Source organism: Paenibacillus sp. FSL R7-0272, assembly GCF_037969905.1.
Taxonomy (GTDB): Bacteria; Bacillota; Bacilli; order Paenibacillales; family Paenibacillaceae; genus Paenibacillus; species Paenibacillus polysaccharolyticus.
In genome coordinates this window covers 2355777-2378475 of sequence record NZ_CP150221.1, presented here as the reverse complement: position 1 = coordinate 2378475, position 22699 = coordinate 2355777, and the positions used below count along the sequence as shown (strand labels likewise).

General features: G+C 42.3%; 16 protein-coding genes. 4 read left to right on the top strand and 12 right to left on the bottom strand.

Annotated elements, in window-relative coordinates; all coding sequences use genetic code 11:
* Positions 1-58: 58 nt before the first annotated feature.
* Positions 59-994 (top strand): AraC family transcriptional regulator, encoded by a 936-nt coding sequence (locus tag MKY23_RS10565; RefSeq protein WP_339837810.1) that lies wholly within the window; start codon positions 59-61, stop codon positions 992-994.
* Positions 995-1137: 143 nt separating this feature from the next.
* Here MKY23_RS10565 and MKY23_RS10560 read toward each other — a convergent pair whose 3' ends face one another.
* From MKY23_RS10560 to MKY23_RS10510, 11 genes are all read right to left on the bottom strand, one after another.
* Positions 1138-2067: a hypothetical protein gene (locus MKY23_RS10560; RefSeq protein ID WP_339837808.1), complete on the bottom strand. Its 930-nt coding sequence runs from the start codon at positions 2065-2067 to the stop codon at positions 1138-1140.
* Positions 2068-2480: 413 nt separating this feature from the next.
* On the bottom strand, positions 2481-4283 hold the full coding sequence (locus MKY23_RS10555) for an adenine deaminase C-terminal domain-containing protein (protein WP_339839367.1): 1803 nt from the start codon (positions 4281-4283) through the stop codon (positions 2481-2483).
* Between the two features lie 386 nt (positions 4284-4669).
* Positions 4670-7045, bottom strand: coding sequence for an RNA polymerase recycling motor HelD (gene helD, locus MKY23_RS10550; RefSeq protein ID WP_339837805.1), 2376 nt, complete (start codon positions 7043-7045; stop codon positions 4670-4672).
* 271 nt (positions 7046-7316) lie between these two features.
* On the bottom strand, positions 7317-7778 hold the full coding sequence (locus MKY23_RS10545; RefSeq protein ID WP_339837803.1) for a pyridoxamine 5'-phosphate oxidase family protein: 462 nt from the start codon (positions 7776-7778) through the stop codon (positions 7317-7319).
* 147 nt (positions 7779-7925) lie between these two features.
* Entirely contained in the window at positions 7926-8993 is a 1068-nt protein-coding gene (locus MKY23_RS10540; protein ID WP_090924416.1) for an aromatic acid exporter family protein, read from the bottom strand.
* Between the two features lie 318 nt (positions 8994-9311).
* Complete coding sequence (locus tag MKY23_RS10535) at positions 9312-9980, bottom strand: HD domain-containing protein (RefSeq protein ID WP_339837800.1); 669 nt, start codon at positions 9978-9980, stop codon at positions 9312-9314.
* On the bottom strand, positions 9980-11419 hold the full coding sequence (locus tag MKY23_RS10530) for an NAD-dependent malic enzyme (RefSeq protein WP_339837797.1): 1440 nt from the start codon (positions 11417-11419) through the stop codon (positions 9980-9982). The genes MKY23_RS10535 and MKY23_RS10530 overlap by 1 nt, the downstream gene beginning before the upstream one ends.
* 274 nt (positions 11420-11693) lie before the next feature.
* Positions 11694-13766: a beta-galactosidase gene (locus MKY23_RS10525; protein ID WP_339837794.1), complete on the bottom strand. Its 2073-nt coding sequence runs from the start codon at positions 13764-13766 to the stop codon at positions 11694-11696.
* A gap of 53 nt (positions 13767-13819) precedes the next feature.
* A complete protein-coding gene (locus tag MKY23_RS10520) occupies positions 13820-14905 on the bottom strand; it encodes an arabinogalactan endo-1,4-beta-galactosidase (RefSeq protein ID WP_339837791.1) in 1086 nt (361 codons plus the stop codon).
* Between the two features lie 32 nt (positions 14906-14937).
* On the bottom strand, positions 14938-15816 hold the full coding sequence (locus MKY23_RS10515; RefSeq protein WP_339837788.1) for a carbohydrate ABC transporter permease: 879 nt from the start codon (positions 15814-15816) through the stop codon (positions 14938-14940).
* Between the two features lie 29 nt (positions 15817-15845).
* Entirely contained in the window at positions 15846-16736 is an 891-nt protein-coding gene (locus tag MKY23_RS10510) for an ABC transporter permease subunit (RefSeq protein WP_154983941.1), read from the bottom strand.
* 1264 nt (positions 16737-18000) lie between these two features.
* Here MKY23_RS10510 and MKY23_RS10505 point away from each other — a divergent pair.
* From MKY23_RS10505 to MKY23_RS10495, 3 genes are all read left to right on the top strand, one after another.
* Positions 18001-18867 (top strand): DUF6492 family protein, encoded by an 867-nt coding sequence (locus MKY23_RS10505; protein ID WP_339837785.1) that lies wholly within the window; start codon positions 18001-18003, stop codon positions 18865-18867.
* Positions 18860-19726, top strand: coding sequence for a hypothetical protein (locus MKY23_RS10500; protein WP_339837782.1), 867 nt, complete (start codon positions 18860-18862; stop codon positions 19724-19726). Before MKY23_RS10505 ends, MKY23_RS10500 begins: the two co-directional genes overlap by 8 nt.
* Positions 19727-19787: 61 nt before the next feature.
* On the top strand, positions 19788-20843 hold the full coding sequence (locus tag MKY23_RS10495) for a hypothetical protein (RefSeq protein ID WP_154983945.1): 1056 nt from the start codon (positions 19788-19790) through the stop codon (positions 20841-20843).
* A gap of 152 nt (positions 20844-20995) precedes the next feature.
* On the opposite strand, the gene MKY23_RS10490 is transcribed toward MKY23_RS10495, so the two are convergent.
* The gene (locus tag MKY23_RS10490) at positions 20996-22660 is read right to left on the bottom strand and encodes an ABC transporter ATP-binding protein (RefSeq protein ID WP_339839364.1); all 1665 of its coding nucleotides are present in this window, start codon (positions 22658-22660) and stop codon (positions 20996-20998) included.
* Positions 22661-22699: the final 39 nt, after the last annotated feature.

Sequence of the window (22699 nt, the reverse complement as noted above, 5' to 3'; positions counted from 1 at the left end):
CGAATTCCTATAATAATTTGCAAACGATTACATCTATTTATATGCATAAGGAGGTTCCATGATGGAACGGGAACATTTACGCGAAGATCGAATCCACGGCAATGACATGTATCCGGTCAGTGTGTACCCCGATATTCAGCAATTAAATGGGGACAGCATTCTCGATTGCCATTGGCATGATGAGATGGAGTTTACGATGGTGACGCAAGGCTCTGCTGTGTTTCAAATTGACATGAACCGGGTTGAGGTGAAGGCCGGAGAGGCTGTTTTTATTCATCGAGGTGAGATTCATGCAGGATATCTGATGGGCGATGAGCCTTGTATATTTTCTTCCATTGTGTTTCATTCGGATCTGCTCGGTAGTCATACGTTTGATGCGGTGCAGGAGAAGTTTATTGGACCTATTTTGCGAAAAAGTATACAGCTCCCCTATCACATCACAGCTGATGAAGCTTGGGGTTCAGAAGTTCTGGCCTATCTGAAACGCATCTTCGCAGATCACGCGAGCGGGACAGACACCTGTGAGATATCCACGAAAGCCTATCTCTATCTCATGCTTGCTCGCATGTTTGAACAGCGGAAGGTGCTTCCGCTCAAAAGCGCAGTTAACGGGGGCACACCGGATAAGATGGAGCGTCTAAAATTAGTGCTCAGTTACATTCACAAGCATTATCCTGAACCGCTGAAGCTGAAAGACCTGGCGGATGAAGCCAATATGAGCGAAGGACATTTCTGTCGTTTTTTCAAAAAGTTGGTGCAGAAGAGCCCTGTCGATTACATCAATTATTATCGGGTTCAGCAGGCCTGCGCACAGCTGGAGAATACGGATCATAAGATTGTTGATATCGCTATGGATGTTGGATTTGAGCATTTGAGTTACTTCATTACTACCTTTAAGAAACACAAGAACACAACACCTTCTCAGTATCGTAAAATATTTTCCGAAAATATGACACTGGTGCCTGTTACGTTTACAGAGACTTTGCTGGTTTAAAAAAGGAATGAATCACATCGACGGTTACCATTGATGAGTTTTTGATAGAATATATGTTTACAAGGTCAACAAAAAGGTGCCTTCAGCACGTAAGCTGCAAGCACCTTTTATTTACGTTCACCTCTATTGTTTGGTGGCTTGCTCTACTTTCTTAACGTCTTCCATGAAGAATACTCATGTACAGAAAAACCATTAAAGGAAGTGTGGGCACTCGCCATTTTCTCTACCAGCTTCAACTGTTCTTCCATGTAGGCGTCTCCTTCTTCGTAAAAGGTAATGAAGTCGCCTTCCTTGCTTTGCTTCGTTTCCACCGCAATCGATATTTTCTTACCTACAGAGGCCGCATCGATAAGTTCGTCCTTTGCCACATTGTAGATAGCAGCAGCTGTATCCCGATAAGCCATAATCGTAATGGAATCAAATTTGCGGATCATCCAGCTGCTTACTGCCATCGTTGAACCCGGAATTTTGTAATTGTCCAGCCAGAACGGCAGATCAGCGGCCACAGGCATCTTCATACGCGCAGCACGGTCTATAATATAATTCACATTTCCCTGCCACTGCGTAATGACGCTGGCTTGATTGATCTTCCACTGCGGATGCACATGAGGTTCAATGTCCAGATGAATACCTGCAAATTTCTCGTTAGCCAGTGCCTGTGCTTGATAAGTTTCAATCCAGTCCATAAAGGAAGCTATCTGTTCCCTGCTTTCCGTCAGTCCCCAAGCGGAACGTCCGTCCATGATATCCACAGCGATATTTTGAGCCCGTGCAAGACGGATAAAGTTCTTATATTCAGGGATTTTAATATCCCGGTTCATCTGCAGATAGATCGTATTAATGTTGTTGGCCTTCGCAAAACTTAAAATATCCTGCGCATTATTCCGGATTTGAGTCGTATCCCACACCCACGTCCCCCTCACTGGCCGATCCAGCTTGCCATGTATTGTGGCATAACTGTCTACCGGTTCTACCGAACCTACCGCATCCACTCGGGTAGAACAGGCTGTGCTTAAACACAGTACCAGACAACTCATCAGCAGAATAAAACGAAATTCTTTTTTGGTTTTCATATTTGTACACTCCCTTGAAGTTATGGCAGCTCTTACGTATAAATCCGGGTGAAAGGATGTCGTTTAGGATTCATTTTCTGCATCATTACGGAAGTTCCATGAATTTAAACTGCTTTTATACGCAACATCACCTTTAAGACTCACGACGAAAGAATCATATAACTTATTTCGGGAATTCACAGTTCTGAATATATAGTCCAAAAGTCACAAAATTTAATGTTATATGTAAAAAATCAGAATTTCAGTTACGACTTCAGTCTATATTTCCTTTTAATACTTCGATTCTGTAGACCTAGGAAGCGTTTTCTTCTCCAAAACAAAAAACCGCCCGAAGGCGGCGAGGCTTGCAATGAAACATTGATATTTATTACTCGATATACTCTCATTTGATGCTTTTCCTTTGCTTTATCTGCTTAATCCACATTCGTTTCATCAAACAAAGAGACCCGTTCAATGCCCTCTGCAGAGATGCGTACCAGTCCGATGTCAGACAAACGCAGTTCAGGAATAACCACCAGCGCGAGTAGCGATAAGGTCATAAACGCATTGTTCAACGTACATCCTGCCGATTGCAGTGCTTCACTGATTGCTGCCGATTGTTCCGCTACCACTTCGAAGGGCTCCACCGACATCAGTCCCGCGATCCGAAGAGGAAACTTGGTTACACCCGCATCTGTTACAACAGCTACACCACCCTGCATACGAATGACACGATTACCGGCCTCTGCCATAAGTGCATCATCGTTTCCGATGATTAACAGATTGTGGCTGTCATGGGCTACCGTCATGGCTATAGCTGCTGGCGAAGTGAACCCGATCCCACCGACCAATGCCACTGCGCGATTTCCCGTTTGTTTATGGCGTTCAAGCACGGCAATTTTGCATATCTCACCAGCAGCAGGCAGAACCACCTTGCCGCCTTGCACATTAACTTGCACATGCTTTTCCTTCGTTTCCACATGATTTTCCGTCACATGGATGATGCGTGCGCCTATAGTTCCCTCCACAACAGGTGCAGACAGTTCCAGATCCTGCGGCTGGATGTTTGCTTCCAGCTTCACCGTATTGAGCGCTTCCTCAGGATAAGTGAACGTGTCCCACACGGCTGTCATTTTACCGTTCTCGGCTACGACTTGCCCTGCAGCAATCGTTGTGCCTACACGGACATCCGCAAGGCGTCCGTCTAACAAAATAATATCGGCAATGTTACCCGGAATCACCGCTCCGATATCACGCGCCACACCAAAACGTTCTGCCGTATTAATCGTAGCCATCTGGAATGCTGTTACCGGCTTCACGCCCTGGGAAATGGCCAGTCGAACGACAAAGTCCATATGACCCTCTTTCAGCAAAGATTCCGAGCTGCGATCATCCGTTACCAGCATCATTCGCCGAGTATCGAGTCCAAGCTCCGTACATGCTTTAATCGTCTCCGCTACATCATGCCATGCAGAACCCTGCCGCATCTTCGCATACATCCCCAGCCGCAAGCGCTCCACTACATCTTCTTTCGTAACACACTCATGATCTCCTGTCACACCGCTCGCCGCATAAGCAGGCAGACGCCAGTCGTCCGAGGCCCAAGTAAAATGTCCATCAGCCACTTTGCCAGCGCGCAGAGTCGCCTGAATCTCTCCAATCATGGTCTCATCCCCGTACACCACTCCCGGGAAGTTCATCACTTCACCAAGGCCGATCATGTCCGGTCCCCATGATAGTGCCTCTGCTACCTCTTCCGGCCCAATATAAGCTCCTGTAGTCTCCAGCCCTGGGTGAGTGGAAGGTACACATGAAGCTACTTGCATATAGGCTGCCATCGGTGTGGTACGTGCTTCATCCAGCATGAGCCGCAGTCCTTTAAGCCCAAGCACATTGGAAATTTCATGTGGATCAAAGAATCCACCTGTCGTACCGGAAGGCAGTACAGCTCTTGCGAACTCCGATACTTTCATCTGTGTGCTCTCAATATGGCAATGACCGTCTAATAGTCCCGGAGCAATATACTTTCCATCTGCCTCAATAATGCGGGTATGTTCTCCGATCGTATGGCTTACATCTCTGCCAACATACGCAATTCGTGCCCCTTGCACAGCGACAGACATATCCGGCAAGATTTCCCCTGATATCACGTTAACCAAAGTACCGCCCCGAATCACCAAAGTTGCCTTCATATCTCCTCGGGCTGTAGCGACCAGATCCGGTACACAATCGGCCATCAGCGGCCGCTCAAAAGCTGTTGTTTTCAAATTACCTGCCTCCTTCGTTAGATTCCCTGTTCCGTTGCCTGCGCACAAAATTAAAGTATTTGTTACTCATACAATGAATTTTTTCCCCATCATCATGCAACGCTCGAAAAAATAGATTGTTACGATTATATGAGTCTGAGCTTCGTGTGTAAAGAAAAATTACATCTATTGAATACATGCACAAGGAGATTCACCTTATTTATCAATAACAACTAAGATATGTCTGCTCATGTCACTATTGTTAGCAACTTTCTCTTCATAGCATACACAAAAAAAGGCCAACCAGAACATGTCTGGCTGACCTCATCTTGCAAGAGTACTCACCCCAACATATCGCTCGGAGATTAGTGCTCTTTTTACTCCACACGAGTTGCAGGGATATCTTTCATCTCGTACCACTCTTCTGACTGTGAGGTGATAAATGGACTTGGTTTTCCTAAAGAGTATACATGCAGTAAATGCATTGCCCGGGTACAGGCGGTATAGAATAGCTTACGTTCCTGCTCACGGGAATAGGCATCAGCGGAGCCATTATAGATTAAGACTGCGTCAAACTCCACACCTTTCGCCAAATAAGCAGGAATCACATGAACGCCCTGTTCAAAAGCCAGCGTTGTTTTTTTGATCAGCTTAGGGGCAGTATTCAGCTTTTGACTTAGTAGGTTGTGTACTTCCTGGCTCTCTTCTGCCGTCTTGCAGATGACCGCTACGGATTCATACCCCTCCTGCATCAGATGATGAAGATCTGCCGTAATTTGCTGCACATGCTGCTTTGGATCAGAAGTCACGATGACTTTAGGTTTCTCTCCATTTCGGTTAAACGGAATGATCTCCTCCCCACCAGGAACCATGCCGCGTGTAAATTCCACTATCTCCATCGTAGAGCGGTAACTGCGTGTCAGCACAATAACCTCCGTGTTCTCTGGCCCGTATAAGTCACTTAATGGTCCAGTGCCGCTGAGTACGGATGAATGGGCGTAAATTGCCTGGTTAAAGTCACCCAGAGCCGTAATTTTCGCGTGTGGAAAGAGTCTTTTCATAAAAGCGAGCTGGAAGGCAGAATAATCCTGAGCTTCATCAATAATGACATGGCGAATGTTCGAATTAATATGGAATCCTAGCAACAGTTCGCGCAAATACAGGTACGGCGTAATGTCCTCATAAGCCAACTCCTGGATCCTTAATCTGCGTAACGTCATGGTCGAGATTTCTTCCCAGTGGACAGGCAAAGGTTCCCTGTCAAGCAGACGAACCATCTGCGCCTGATCCTCGAACAGGTTTGCATACAACTGACGGACATCCACAAAACGCAGTGATTTGATCCATTTGCGCAAAGGCTTCAGTCGGTCACTGACCACCATTCTCGCCAGAATCTCTCTTTCTTGCTGAAAATCATCAAACGTATGTGATTTGCCCCTTTGTTTACGTTTCAAGCGTTGGTAAGCGCGCTGCAAATCTTCCGCTTCCATTAGATCAAGCTGCTGATCAACCCACGGTGCACCTAGTTCACCTTTACCAAACGTCGAAAGTTCCTTAAGCAACCAATCGCGTAATAGTTCCAGGCGGCTAACAAGTTTGACAGACGAATCGAAGCTGTAAAATTTCGCTGCCATCGCTTCCGCATCGACAATCGCCTTACCCTGAAAACGAACTGGCTTGAATTTCATGCCTCCCGTTAACATGCTTTCTTTATAACGTGTAATGACTTTCAAAAATGATGCAGAGGACTTGAATCGTATGCTGGACATTCGTGCATCGTAACCAGGCTCCTCCGTTCCTGTCAGCACATATTCCAGCTGGATGAATGGGTCTTCAAGCTGATATTCCCGTCCCAAACGGCGTTCCAGATACTCCTGAAACGTCGTCTGCAACATATTCTCTTCCCCAAGCTCTGGAAGTACCGTAGATACATAACTGTTAAACATCGGGTTCGGTGAAAAAAGAACCATCTGATCCGCTTGCAAATGCTCGCGGTATTTATAGAGAAGATAAGCGACTCGCTGGAGAGCGGCAGAGGTTTTGCCACTTCCTGCTGCCCCCTGAACAATCAGCATACGTGTCCGGTCATTACGAATGATCCGGTTCTGTTCCTTCTGGATCGTTGCCACAATGCTCTTCATCTGTGCATCAGACGTTCGGCTCAGCACAGCCTGAAGCAACTGATCTCCGATCGTTACCCCTGTATCAAACATGAAACGGATACGCCCATCCCGAATGACGAATTGACGTTTCATTTCTATCTCTCCACTAATCTCGCCGCTCGGGGTACGGTAAGAGATCGGTCCAGGCGCACCATCATAATACAGGTTGGAGATCGGTGCACGCCAGTCGTAGATCAGGAAGGACTCCTCCTTCTCGTCCAGCAGGGATGCAATACCCAGATAGATACGTTCCGATTCCGGGTATCCATCCTCCTTGAAATCAATTCGTCCGAAATAAGGTGAATGATGCAGTCGTTTCATTTTATCCAAAGCCGCAGCTGTATTCAGATGACTTCGTTCACGATCGGACAAAACCTGCGATTGTTGCCGCATACTCGTTGACGTCTCCCCGACATCATCGGCTTCACTAAAGTTCATTGTGACTTCATCCCAGAAATCCTTACGCATCCCGACCACTTCGTCACGGAAGGAGCCTACCTCTTCTTCCAATGTAGCGATTTTGCGCTCAATCTGATCAGTTACGGTATTCACCCGCTCCTGTTCCTGGTTCCACTGTTGCTCATTACTCATATGTTATGCGCCTCTCTTTCCCCGGATTGTGTCTTCGAATATCCATTTGACAAGCCCGAAAAGGCAATGGTATAATTATTAGAAAGTAAACATTTTAACTTTATGTTAATTAATTCTAATTTTCTGAAAACCATTTTATATTGTACCAGTGACAACGTCCCGATGCAAGCGGAGACGTTATTTGTTATTTTTGCTTGTGGTCTTGTCGCTTTGTTTATTGATCTAGGAGCTTTACCGCGTCACACAGTATTACCCACATGTGCCTGTCCCTCTACTTTCTCAAGTCCTCAATGGTTACATTCCAGCGTGCTAATGCCCCCGTTTGATCTTTTAATTGAAACGTAATACCAGACGTAATTTCTGCATATGGTGCCTGATCGATCCGAATATGAAGGATGTTACACTCATACCGATCTCGCGGGTGAATCGTGTCCCCGAGTTCAGGAAGTAAACGGACTTCAAGCCGAATATGCAATATACGCTGACCATGCACTGCAATTAACGTAGCCTTACCCGTTTCCATCATATTCATACTCGTTTGTGTCCCTTGCCAGAGCGCCAACCGAAGGCAATCAGGGCTTATAGCGATAACTTCTCCCATGCTGATCATCGCTAGATGAGGCCATTGTCCACCAGTGACGGTTAGTAACTGCATCGCTTCATGCTGTTTGCTCTCCAGATCGCTTCCGCCTAACCATTCCAAGAGTTCTGCATCCAACTGCTTGATCTCCATTTCTACCCCTCAGTTCATTCATAATGGTTACCATTGATTCCTATCGATTCTCAGCGATTCAAGTCACTTGCATTCACCGATAGAACAAACAACCCGGACGCTACTGTCCGGGCTTTATATTGCCTATATTGTATCTTATTTTGCCATCTAAGGCCATTTCAGCCAATTTAGCATGTGGTCATGCGACTCTTTATCTTCACTTGAAGTGCGCACATGGTCCGCAAGTCGATTCAACCGCTCCAGCTGATATCCGTAATCGTATATAGCTGCAGCCACAATAGATAACCTTAACATGCCGTCCTTATCGACATCAAACTGGGTAATGGCCTGTTCCATGAAATGATCATTCTCGGTTACAAACAGTGCGGCCTCTTCGCCATTTGGTTTGAGTTTGTCTTCAAATTTGAGCAAGGCATGCTCATGAAATTTAATAACCCGTTCGAGATGGGTATCAAAAAACAAATCCATTTCCGGTGTCCGCTGTGCCTGAAAGTAGTGACGTTCTACCGAATCCAGTACATCGTATCCTTTTTGCAAACTTAACAGCATTTGTTTATATACAACCATCTGACGGGTTTCACTGAACTTGGCACGTTTCATCTTCTTCTGCTCTTCTTCAAACAAATGATACTTGTCAGATAAAGACTTGATCGATCCGCCTAGATTGCTTTTCTCTTCCCGGAAAACAACCTCTTTGATCTCATCGGAGATCGATGTACGAAGAAGCAGTGACATCCCATTAAACACACTCTGAATCTGCTTCACAAACTGCACCTTCGGTTTAGGAGGGAACACCGAGATATTAATCAGAAAGGCGGATATAATGCCCACAAGCGTTAGCAAGAAGCGATTCAGCGCAAAGTGCCAATCTCCTGAAGCTTCCATAATCGATACCACCGTGACCAGTGTTAGCCCAACCGTTTCACCCATATTTAATTTAAGACAGATCATAATAACCAGCACAATAATCAAGCCCACGGCAATGGGCTCGTTGGACAGCACCATCCCACCCAGTAGCGCTACAATTGCGCCCAGCGTGGTCGTCTGCAACTGATCAAGGAAATACTTCCATGAACGATAGATGGAAGGTTGCATGGCAAATATCGCTGCGATCGCGGCAGGCACAGGAGATTGCGGGTTCAAGAACAAACTGCTCAGATATAAAGCCAGCGTGACCGCTATACCTGTCTTAAGTACACGTGCTCCAAATGACATGGCATCTCCCTCCTCTTTCCCGACCTGTTCGTTTACGTTTGATGATAATCATGTTCATTATTACCCCATATTTCTTATTTTGCCCGAATGAGTTCAGGAGAACGATTTATTGTACCATGAGAGCTTATGGCTTTGCATCTTCATTCTCATAAGTCTTAGACACGATTTCAAATAAGTAAATTATTTATACCGCCACTACGAAGACAGAAGAACCTTCCTTCCCGTTTCTTTTGTCCTGAACCTTGGTTATGTAAGGGTTAATCTAAGAAAGAAAGTCACCACTTAGCCTTTAAAGACCTATGGTGACCTTCTATACATTTATACGTCCGTGCCTTCCCATTCCTGCTTGAACTGCTCCACAAACTGCACCATATACTCATGACGCCGCTGCGCCAGTTCCTTGCCGTAGGATGTATTCATCAGATCTTTAAGCTTGAATAACTTTTCGTAAAAATGATTGATCGTAGTGCTGCGCCCATTGCGATATTCCTCACGGGTCATCTGTTCCCGCGGCGGTAAGGATGGATCATACATTTCACGCCCACGGGCTCCTGAAAAGGCAAACGTACGGGCAATTCCAATCGCCCCCAGCGCATCAAGCCGGTCTGCGTCCTGCACCACTTGTGCTTCCAGCGAGTCGACTGCAGCCCCTTGCCCACCCGCATAGGATATCGTACTGATTATGTTTACTACCACTTCCCGTGTGGAAGGCTCTAGTAGTGGCTGGTTGTCCAGCCAAGTGTTCAGCTTTGCCATACCGGCCTCCAAGCTGTCATTGAGCTTCTCATCCGGTACATCATGCAATAGCGCAGCCAGCTCGCATACAAACGGATCTGCACCCATGTGCCGTGCTAGCCTGACCGCCAGGGCAGTGACACGCTGAATATGTGTCCAGTCATGTCCGTCGGAATGTTTGGAAGCCTCTTCATGCACAAAGATACGAGCCGCTTCCAAAATGCTTTCATTAGTGGATGAATCTAATGTCATCAGGATTCTCCGCCTTCACGCGCTTGTTCACGAGGGACACGTCTCGCCACACCTGTCTTGATTGCCGCTTCAATAACACGATTGCGCATCGATTTTACAATCTTATCATTAAATACACTTGGGATAATGTAATAACGTGTACGCTCTTCATCTGAGATGGACGAGGCGATCGCTTGAGCAGCAGCCAATTTCATCTCTTCATTAATTTCCGTCGCCCGGCAATCGAGAACGGCTCGGAACATACCTGGAAAACATAACACGTTGTTAATCTGGTTCGGATAATCCGAACGTCCGGTTGCCATGACCGCTACAATATCTTCAACCAGAGCCGGCATAACCTCTGGTACCGGGTTCGCCATAGCAAATACGATGGGATCATTCGCCATCGTCTGTACGTCTTCACGTGTTAACAGATTGCCTCGGGACAATCCAATAAATACGTCGGCATCACGGATAACTTCACGCAGGGAACCAGTCTCCAAATCGGGATTGGTACGTGCCGCATATTCAGTCCAGACATCATTGTCATACGAATTCGAGCGTACAATCGCACCGTCACGATCCACTCCGATCAACCGCTTCGCACCGGCAGATAACAAAATATTACTGCAAGCTACACCTGCTGCTCCAATGCCGCACACGACAATTTTCACCTCGTCGATAGACTTGCCAACCAGTTTGAGCGCATTGATCAGACCTGCATACAATACAACGGCTGTACCATGCTGATCATCATGAAATACCGGAATATCAAGCTCTTCATTTAACCGACGTTCGATCTCGAAACAACGCGGAGAAGAAATATCCTCGAGGTTAATGCCGCCGAACGCAGGTGATATCGCTTTCACGGTGCGAATGATTTCTTCGGTATCTTGTGTATCCAGGCAGATCGGGAACGCATCCACACCTGCGAACTGTTTGAACAACATCGCCTTACCTTCCATCACCGGCATGGCTGCACGAGGGCCAATATTGCCGAGTCCAAGCACTGCGCTACCATCAGAAACAACTGCAACCGTGTTACGTTTAATCGTTAATGAAAAAGCTTTGCCTGGCTCCTCAGATATAGCCGAACACACCCGAGCCACATCCGGTGTGTATACACGGGACAGATCTTCCCGGTTGTGAATCGGTGTCTTCGGTGTAACTTCAATTTTTCCGCCCAGATGCAGCAGGAATGTACGATCTGATACGTTAATGATGGACACGCCTTTAAGCTGGCGTACCGCTTCTATAATTTTGCTGTTATCCTGTGAATCGGTGACCGCGACAGTCAAGTCGCGCACACTGACATCCTGATTGGTCGAAATGACGTCGATGGCAATAATGTCTCCTCCAGCTTCCGAGATGGCCGAAGCCACTTCGCCAAACTTGATATCTTTCGTTGTCATTTCCAGCCGAATAATAATGCTGTTGCCGTCCAGATTTCTCTGATTCATTTCAATTCCTCCCAGACAATGAAAGTCTTAAGTTGACAAGTTACGTGTTTGTCTTCGCTACGTGGACACGATTATCCTTTATCTTGTCCAAAAAAAGCTCTCAAGTCCCATAAAAGACAAAATAAAATGGATTGTCTTGGCACCTGTTTAAAGGCCCAAGACAATCCATTTTGTTCTCTCTCTATGTGTAACATTCGTTCGTTTTATAGGAATGCATACCTGAGGCTTACGTTTCCGATAAACTCCAATGCCCTATTCATATCTCACGTTAAACTTACTTACGATTTGCCGTTCTGCGCAATACACGAACGTCGTACGGTTGTAAGTTCAGAATCACTTCAACCGCTTCTCCACTAAGTACATCGGTATACGACGGACCATCCAACTGAACCTGCTTCTCGTGCTCGGTGTAATTCTGAACAAACACATAATCAGAATCACCGTCCGTACGAACATGTGCAGTAGTCCCTTCAGCCAAGTCCGATTTCAGTCCTCGCTCCAGATCCAGATCTGCAATAAGCTTGCCGTAAAAATCATCATAGAACGGGGCTTTCATCCGTGCAGCCATATAATAAGCTTTCCCTGAACCAAGCTCGTTCACCGTCAAAGCTGGACGGCCAGCGTAGAAATCTGAACGATACGCCGCAAGAGATTGTGCACCTTCCAGATGGATCAGGTCGCAAAGCTCAATTGCATCATACTCCGAAGTGAGTCCCAGTTCATTACCCTGCGCTGGAATAATTCCATTGAGTTCACGATCATGCAATCCGTCGATCTCTTCTGACCAGATACCAAGCGTTTTACGAAGCGGTCCAGGGAATCCACCCAGGAAACACAGATCATTCTCGTTTACAATGCCAGACCAGTAGGTTGCGACAAATGTACCGCCCTGCTCTACAAACTTCTCGATCCGTTCGCCTACTCCTTCACGAACGAGGTAAAGCATCGGCGCCACTAACACTTTGTACTTGGATAGATCAGCTTCCATATCGATGACATCAACCGCTACGCCCTTTTTCCAGAACGCTTCGTAGTGAGCTTCTACCGTCTGCTCGTATTTCACCCCGATGTTGCGTGGACCTTGGGAGTCATTCACAGCCCAGCGGTTCTCCCAATCAAAGATAATTGCAACTTCAGCAGGAACCGTAGTTCCTACAATATCCTCCATGCTCTGCAGTGCTGTACCTACATCGGTCACATCCTGAAACACACGGGTATGCTCTGTGCCTACATGGTCTACTACCGCACCGTGTAACTTCTCACTTGATCCGCGGCTTTTTCTCCACTGGAAGTACTGAACACTATCTGATCCATGAGCTACCGCTTGCAAGGAGGACAACAAATGCATGCCTGGGCGTTTCAGCTTGCTTACATCCTGCCAGTTCGTAGAGCTTGGCGTGCTCTCCATGAGCAGGAAAGGCTGTCCGCCTTTAATCGAACGTACAATATCATGCATCATCGCAATTCGCGACGCCTGTTTTGCATCGTTCTCTGCATCATGCCATGTCGGATAACTGTCCCAAGAGAGGAAATCAAGAATATCCGCGAACTTCCAATAGTTCAAACCACCGTAAAATTCCATCAGATTCGTCGTTACCGGCAGATTTGGATTTTTCGCCTTGAGTGGCTTCGTTTCATGAACAATGAAATCCACTGTCTGATCCGTTACGAAACGACGCCAGTCCAGATTCATCGCATGAACCTGAGTTTCGCCGTGTGGTGCCGGAGACTCGACTTGACTCCAATCCGTTACCGTATGGCTCCAAAATGTTGTCCACCACGCATGATTCAATTCATCTAGTGTTTTGTACTTGTTTTGAACCCATCCGCGGAAGGCTTGCTGACAATAGTCACAGTGACAATCCCCACCAAACTCATTTGAAATATGCCAGCCGATGACAGCCGGGTGATCCGAGTAGCGTTCCGCCAGCTTGCTGTTCATCTCCGTTACTTTTTCCCGGTACACCGGAGAGGTATAACAGTGGTTATGGCGGAAACCATGCAGGTTACGAACTCGATTCTCCGAGACACGCAACACTTCAGGATATTTTGCCGACATCCAGGCCGGTCTGGCTCCGCTTGGTGTTGCGAGGAACGCATAAATCCCATTCGCGGCAAAACGATCCAGCACCTGATCTAGCCAGTCAAACGTATACACGCCTTCTTCCGGCTCTAGGGATACCCAGGAGAAAATACCGATGGACATCACATTACACTTCGCCAGTTTCATTAAACGAATGTCCTCTTCAAGTACCTCTGGATAACGAAGCCACTGCTCCGGGTTATAATCAGCACCATGAAGCATGTGCGGAGCTTTGGAACTTACGGGTGGAAATTTGTACGTCATTTATGAAAACTCCCTTGCTGTTGAATTACGATAATTTACCTAATGCATATCTTTTAAACAAAAGTTGTAACATTCAATTCTTGCGCCGCAGTTAATGCTTTAAATGATTCAAGCTTGCGCCCTTTAAAATCAAACATCGTCAGATTACCCCAGTTGTTCGGGTGCCCCACAGACCATTCTTCTTTACTCGGAATCCACGCAGGCTCCCAATAATAGAATCCATGGCCCAGACCGCCGGGAACATCACGAATAATCTGTAACATATCCTTCAGATATCGGGTTTGTCCTTCTACCGTTGCAGGATAACCTGGCAGTAGCATGTCTTCCTGATTCATGATCCATTCGATGCCTTCTGGCTGTTCCAACGTCCACGGGTATGCCGTTTCAACCACGTTGATTGGTTTGCCGTAGCGTTTGGCCAGATCATTCAAGTTATCACGCAACGCGTCCAGTGTTCCATGCCACCAAGGATAATAAGACAGACCGATGACATCAAACTCTACACCTAACGCCTCGAAACGATCATAGAACTTACGGCTTTCGGCATTGTCGCCGCCTCGGTCAATATGAATCATGATTTGAATGGAAGGGTCAACGGATTTAACCGCTGCAATACCATACTTCACAAGCCCTGCGAAACGTTGCCACTGTTCGTCTGTATCATGCTCTTCACCACCGACACGTCCATCATCCCATAATATGCCTGGCGTAATTTCATTACCAACCTGAACCATATCCGGCAAGGCATCGTGTTCTTTCAATGTGCGAAGTACATCCGCCGTATATGTGCATACAGCCAGTTTAAGCTGTTCATAGGGCAAGCTCTCCCATGCTTTCGGTTTCCACTGATTCGTGGGATCAGCCCAGCGGTCAGAATAATGGAAATCCAGCAAAAACTGTAATCCCTGCGCCTTGATTCGTTTGGCTACTTCTACCGTGCGCTCCAGATTACAGTATCCGCCTACGGGATCATTCCAAATGCGGAGCCGGATCGCATTCGCATCATTCAGTTTGAGTATGGTCAGCAAATCTTCCTCTTTGCCATCCTCATCACGATATGTTCCCCCATGCTGCTCGATCTCGTCCATAAATGATACATCCATGCCGAGAACGAATGGTTGATTGGTTGATGAATTCAAAATATCAGCCTCCAGTGATTAGGGATTGAGGCTCAGCCTTTTACTGAGCCCAGTGTCATACCTTTTACAAAGAAACGTTGCAGGAATGGATACACAATGAGAATCGGCGCACTTCCGATAAAGATTTGGGCTGCACGCACCGTCGTTTGCGAGATCGTTGCCATTTCCTGCGGATTCATCGCCATCGTGCTCATGTCACGTTTGATAATGACCGTCTGCATGAAGGTTGCCAAAGGATAATCTTTCGCATTGTTCATGTACAAGAGACCGTCAAACCACGAATTCCAGTGAAACACCATGCTGAACAGTGCAATCGTTGCAATGGAAGGCATGGAGATCGGCAGGAAAATGCTGAACAAGGTTCTGAAATGATTCGCTCCGTCGATCAGTGCCGCCTCTTCCAGTTCTTTCGGAATGCCGCGGAAGAAATTAAGCATCAGGATGACCAGGAACGTATTGACTGCACCCGGAAGTACCAGCACCCAAAAGGAATCCATTAGACCAATCTTTTGAATAACCATGTAGAACGGTACCAAACCGCCGTTGAAAATCATGCTGAAGACGAAAATCCAGGAGTATACCGTTCTGCCTTTGAACTCACTATTTTCCTTGGATAGCGGATATGCCGCCAGAAAAGTAATCAGGAGTGTAATACCTGTACCAATGACGGTACGAAGTAGTGAAATCCAGAGTGAGTTCAGGAAAATCGGATTATTCATTGTTTTTTTATAGGCTTCGAGGGAAAACCCTACCGGCCAGAGACTGACCAGATTTGCATCTGCCGCAGCCTTGTTACTGAACGATACAGCCAGTACGTGAACCATTGGCACAATACACATGATAGCAATCAGAATAAGAAAACTGATATTGATAACATTGAAAATGCGATATGATGGTGATTTATGATACATCGTAGTCCCTTCCTTCTCTGTTCATTCGATTAGAATATGCGGTATCCGGCGTATTTCTTAGCCAGGCTGTAGGATACGAGGATCAGAACCATACTGATCACGGATTTGAACAATCCGATCGCGGTTGCAAAGCCCATCTCTCCATTTTCCAGCGCCGAGCGATATACGAATGTATCGATGATGTCTCCTGATTGATATACGAGCGGATTGTACAAGTTGAAGATCTGATCGAATCCAGCGTTGAGTACGTTACCCAAAGCCAACGTTCCAACGACCATCAACATCGGTACAAGCGACGGAATCGTAATGTGAAGTGTTTGCTTCCAACGGTTTGCTCCATCGATCTCTGCCGCTTCATATAGCGCCGGGTTAATGCCGGCGAGGGCAGCCAGGAAAACAATCATGTTATACCCGAATTCCTTCCACACATCCGTCACAATGATCGTTGGTCGGAACAAGCTGTTATCTCCAAGGAAGAAGTATGGCCCGAGGCCAAATGTGCCGAGCACTCGGTTCACAAGTCCTCCCGTTGACAACAGATCAAGCAGAATCCCGCCCAGGATAACCCAGGACAAGAAGTGAGGTAGATATACGAGCGTCTGGATCGTACGCTGAATGGCCATCTTGCGAACCTCATTGAGCAGAATGGCGAACACAAACGGGACAAACAAATTAAAAATCAGTTTGAGTACCGCGATGATCAGGGTGTTCCAGATGACCTGCAGGCTGTCCTCACGTTCAAATAAATATCTAAAGTTATCAAGCCCGACCCAATCCGAGCCGCTGATGCCCATCCATGGTTTGTAATCTTGGAATGCCATAACGATTCCGCCCATAGGCACATAACTGAAAATAATCAGAAAGATGATGGCTGGCAGCAGCATTACGTGGAATGGCCAAGTTCGTTTTAAAGTTCTCATGATTGCTCCCCCTGTAATTCTTCCTACTCAAGTACTCCTGAGTGGCTCTATACGCAAATTATATCAACCTACCAGCACCCCCAAACAGCGTATAAAAGCAATATAAATGGCACAAAAGCAACCTATTCGGCAAGATTTTACACCTTGGAATGTACATTCATAACACCTTGAATTATCATGAACTGAAAAAAGAACTACCCAGGCTGATTTATTCATCTATCTATAAGTAGTAAGATGCTAATCGTTTTTAGTTTTCGGAAATAGTATGTTTTTAATTTCAGGCTGATTCTATAATTATTATTTATATTAAAAATTATAAATTGAATATTAAAAAATATGGCTATTATATATCCCAGAATTAACATTTTTATAAAATTTACAGTTGATATTTTAAAGTATAAATTGAAATTTTATTTTCATTTGTTATAATATTCAATAAATTTACTAGCATGGAAAGGTGATCACATATGGATTTCATATTGATGAATACGTTTAAAATTACATTAATGCCTAAAACTTCCATTAAGTATAACAATCAGAAGAATTGTTTTTTTTATCTAATAGCAAAAAATGAGGTGACATTACTAAACAGAAAAAAAAACCAGAAACTCAATTCCGGTGATGAAGCAATTATTAACTTGGACAACGTAGAGTTATACAACAATTCAAAAGGTGAAGCTTGCGTAGAAGGCTTTTTATTCAGGACCGGCCACTCTACAAGCTACTTAAAAAAGATTTATGTTATGAGAGATTTGCTTTTCAATAATAAACATGTAATTGAACTTCTCACAGTTACTAAATGCAAAATTATTAGCATATGTCAAAATTTTTTCGTTTTCGAACATGAATCGTTTGAAAAGAAAATTGATACTCGATTATTGAAAGTTAACAGATATATAAGAACCCATTACAAGGAGATTATCAGCTTAAATATGCTTTCTGAATTGATTGATACCAATCCCGTATATCTGTGTAACACTTATTCTCGAGTTTTTGGTTTTCCTCCTATTTACCACTTAAATACACTAAAAATAAATGAAGCAAAAAGATTATTAATCAACACGTCCCTATCAATCAAGGAAATAGTTGACATAGTGGGTTTCTCCAACAATTCTCAATTTTCTTCTCTTTTCAAAAGATACGTTAATCAGTCTCCCATAGAATTTAAAAATAAAATTATTAATGAACGCATTAAAGACAATAGCTACATATTCTAATTATTTTGATTAATCAAAATATTATATATGGATTGTGAGATGAACAGATGACTCCTCATGAAAAAATAGATGTTTTAATCTGTGCAGCTAAATCAGATATAAATTATTTACTAGAATACACTCTGAAATCATGCATAAAAAATTTTGAACCGCTTAATAAAATATTCATTGTGACACCCACTTCAACGGATTTGGAACAACATTTGGTTGATTGGAATCTGTGTACCGACAGAATAATTATAATTAACGATTCTGATGCATTACCAAATGAAATGATGGATTTAACAGGATGGCTTAAGCAACAAGTAATAAAATTGAAATCAGATCTAATTTGTACAACTAGATTTATATGCCTGTTAGGGGCTGACACCATTATTTTAAAACGAGTAATATATCAGGATTTGATTAAAAACGGTCAGGCCATATTATACTTCAATCGCTATTCTCTACCTTCCATACATTTGCATAGTGAACGTAAAAGAGTAGAGAATATTGCCAAATTATTAAATACTCAACCGAAAAGATCATTCATACTTGGGGATTTTATTATGGAGTTGATGATTTTTGATAGTGTATATTTGCAAAGTCTTAGAAATTACTTAAATCATTTGTATGGTTCTAATCCATATGATTACATTTTGCCATCCAAATGTGAAACTTATGCTGAGAAAACTGTATTCGGTGAGTGGACATTATACTGTGTATACATTTTAGACGTATTAAAAAAACAAGTTCCATTAAAAAATTCAAACAGTAAGTTCGTAATTCATTTACACAGCGATAATGATTTAAACAGATTTGATCTTGATAGCCAAGTTGTACATTTTGTCAGCAAATCTTTTAATGTCTTAGATTTAAAAAAGAAATTCAAGATTATTAACCAGCTAGAGAAAATGGGTGAAGACAATGTTTAGATGGGCCAGAAAATCGGAATTAGAATCAGATTTATTCACGTCTTTTTTACATCGTAATAGTTGCTTAGATCTCGAAAATGAAAATATGAGTGAACTTTGGAGTTATGCATGGGCTTATCTTTCCTATAAAAGGCACTTAGCCGAACACATACTAATAATTAATTCCCCTTCATTCTATAATTACTTAAAATATGAAGTAAATGTCGAACTACTTGATCATACAAATTCTCCGCACCAAACTGAAGCTTTATATGACATAGTATATTCATTTGATTATGTGAACAGGCTCAACAAACTGGAGTATGAGAACCATGTGAGATTAATTTCCGATTTGCTTAAACCAGGTGGGAAATTAATCATGTTAGAGCCGTACAATCTTACTGTTGAAGCCCCCTATAAATTTTCCTTTATTTTAGAAAACTCAGCGTTTACTTTATACAAACCAAATAAATATGACCTTCTTCCTGATCACGCTAGAATGAACCAAGTCATTCAGGAGGAGAAAAATGATCTAATCATTACAGTGGACACCATGAATGAACATTTTCTTTATACAGGAGGGATTTTTTTTAAGCCATTTAAAGTTTCCGATATAGAAAAGAAAACATTTAAAGTTAATGAGAACTGGCTGCATAAAGCCTATAACGAAATATTACCTGTGGAGTACATAGGTGGGTATAATGATGAATTCAACATTTATCAGGGTATAAATACTCGTATATTTTGGTTACCTGATGCATTAATACAAAAAAAAGAAATCGATATTTGGGATATCGCTGAGAGTATTGGCACCGACCCTTTCGACTCTACAATGTTAATAAATGAGTTGTTATGTCTTGGTTATCTTATAGACAATTAGCATTCTGTAAAGAATAAATTTTCCAAACTAAATTACTTTAATTAAAGGGAATGTTATCAAAATGACGATAAAGCAATTGCCGGTCTATACTCCTTATATAAAATCTTACAAACATCATGCATTGAAATTATCTCTTATTGGTGACAAAGAAGAATATATATCATGGATTTTGAGCAATTACATTCAATTATATAATCCTTATAATTTTATTGAGAATAAGGATTGTGATCCCCATTGGCTGGATTTCTTCTTGCTTACGAAAAACAACGAATCGAACCCATGGTTAGAACTTGAGAACATACATTTTTCTGATCTCAAGAGAAATGATGTGATCCAATTCATAGAAAACTCAATAGATAACGGTTCCTATTTATACCTTTACTATAACGCTTTCTATATAGAACATTCTTTTGCTTATAAACAGGAACACACACCTAGTAATTTACTTATTTATGGTTACAACAAAACCAAACAAGTATTTCTAGTGTTAGACTATCATTACGACGAAATGGGTAACAGACTAAAACATTTAGAGGTACAATATAATACCTTACATCTAAGTTTGAAAAACTTGAATTTAAATTCACATGACGAAGGATGGGCAGAATTTTCTCAAATTTGCACTGTTAAAGAAAACAAAATGGAGATCCGTATCCAAGATATAATTGATACTATTGAGGAATATCTACTATCGTCCCAAACTTACAAAAAGAGCGAACCTACTAACACATTCTTTCAAAACTCAAAGTTTGGAATAAGCGTCTACGAGGCTCTGTTACATTATCTAGACTCTTTACAAAACCAAGAAGTCGAAATAAATATTCTACCCATATCTATTCTATGTGAGCATAAAAAGGTCTTATATCAATTATCACTATTTCTTTCACATTCATTCATAATTAAAGAAAGCATTTGCAATGAGTTAAAGTCGCTAAAAAATGATATGCTTATCGTAAAAAATTTATTAATAAAATTTAGCATAAAGAGAGAACCTATGATTATTGATTCAATACGATCAAAAGTCCTCTTAATCATCAATATCGAAAAAAGAGTCATACCACAATTACTTCAAGCTTTGAAAGCTCAAACACTATACAACCAAGACCTGTGTACATGAGTTTGAAATTGTATTCGTGCGGTGATACGTGAGTTATAGAAAATGAAAAAAATTATCATAGCAAATAAGGCCTATCTCTTAATATAGAGGTAGGCCTTATTTGCTATGATATCTTGGTTTAAATCAATGAAAATCAATACTTTGGCAATTCATCAGACCTCATCATGAATTAAATCTGAGTAGAGTTTATCATAGGTTGTATTTTTCCCATACAGCTGTTTGTGAGTTCCTTCCCCTACTATTTCCCCTTTTTCAACAACTATAATTCTGTCTGAGTTTACTATGGTTGATAATTTATGCGCTATGGTAATAGTAGTTTTTTCTTTAGCAATTAGGCTAACAGCAACTAAAAGCTCAGTTTCTGTAGCATGATCTATAGCTGATGTTGCTTCATCAAAAATAAGAATATTACTCTCTGTTAACAAAGCTCTTGCTAAAGCAAGTCGTTGCTTTTGGCCTCCGGATAACATTACCCCACTTTCACCTGCCATCGTTTCATATCCATTTGGTAAGGTCAGTATGAATCCATGAAGTTGTGCAATTTTGCAAGCATTAACAATTTCTTCATCACTTGATTTAGGATTTGCTATTAAAAGGTTTTCTTTAATACTAGAATTAAAAATTATAGGATCTTGCATAACAACTGAAATATTTTTAGAAATATCTCTAGGATCAAGAAGAGTATAATCTTGACCAGCTATCAAAACACTTCCCTCTTGTGGAGATTCAATTCCCAAAAACAATTTAATTATTGTTGACTTACCACTACCACTAGCCCCAACTATAGCTACTTTTTCTTGTTCTTTAATTGTAAAACTCATATTCTTAATCACAAATTCAGTACTAGCATGATAACGAAATGATATATTTTGAAATGATATTTCTCCCGTCAATCTACGAAAACGCTTATTAGCAGTAGAATATGTTTTCTTTTGATAGATCAAACTTTTCAGGCGTTCCATTGAAGGATATAGCTTGTTTACTTCAACTCTTGATCGATTAAATTCATCAATATTCTGAAAAAAGACCTGAAAATACATAATAAATATTAATAGATTACCAATAGAGAGGTTATCATATACAATTAATATTCCTCCCAGGATATAGATATTAATATTAGTTACAAACATATTGTTAGCTGACTGAACAAAACTATTCATAAAATTATAGTTATGCATTACTGTTCTGAATTCGCCAAATTTCCTCCATGATTGAGAAAAATCATCGACTTTTGAGTTAATTATATTATTCAGTCTTATTTCTTTCCAATATTTAAAGTATCCCTCCAATTTATGTTCGAGATCCGTTCGAAGTACGTATTCTTTTTCATAAAATGGCTTTATTTTTTTTCCTAATAGTGCCGAAATAAATAATGAGAAAGGAGTTAATAAAAGAGTAAACAAGGCAAGTTTCCAGCTGATTAATAACAAAACCACGACGTAGATAATAATCTTAAAACCCAATATAAAATAATCCAGAAGATGCTTATTCAGTAAAATCTCAAAATTAGGTACATCTTCATCAATTCGCTTCTTAATATCCATGGGTTCAATCGTATGCAATTTTGAAAATGTCTCATTTGTATAATTTTTCCAAATTTTTCGTTGAAGTTTAAATTTAACTTTGTTAATATATTTAGATACGACTATAGTTTTGAACCCCATCAGCATTGTTTCCATCAAGTAAATCAACACGTAGCCAAGACAAATCCACCATAATATCTGAAAATTATGATTGACCATCACATCATCTATTATCTTTTTGTACAGCAATGGAGTTATTAAAGATAACCCAACTAAAAAAACACTTAAAATCACATAATATATGCAGTATTTAGTGAAATTAGGCAAATGAAT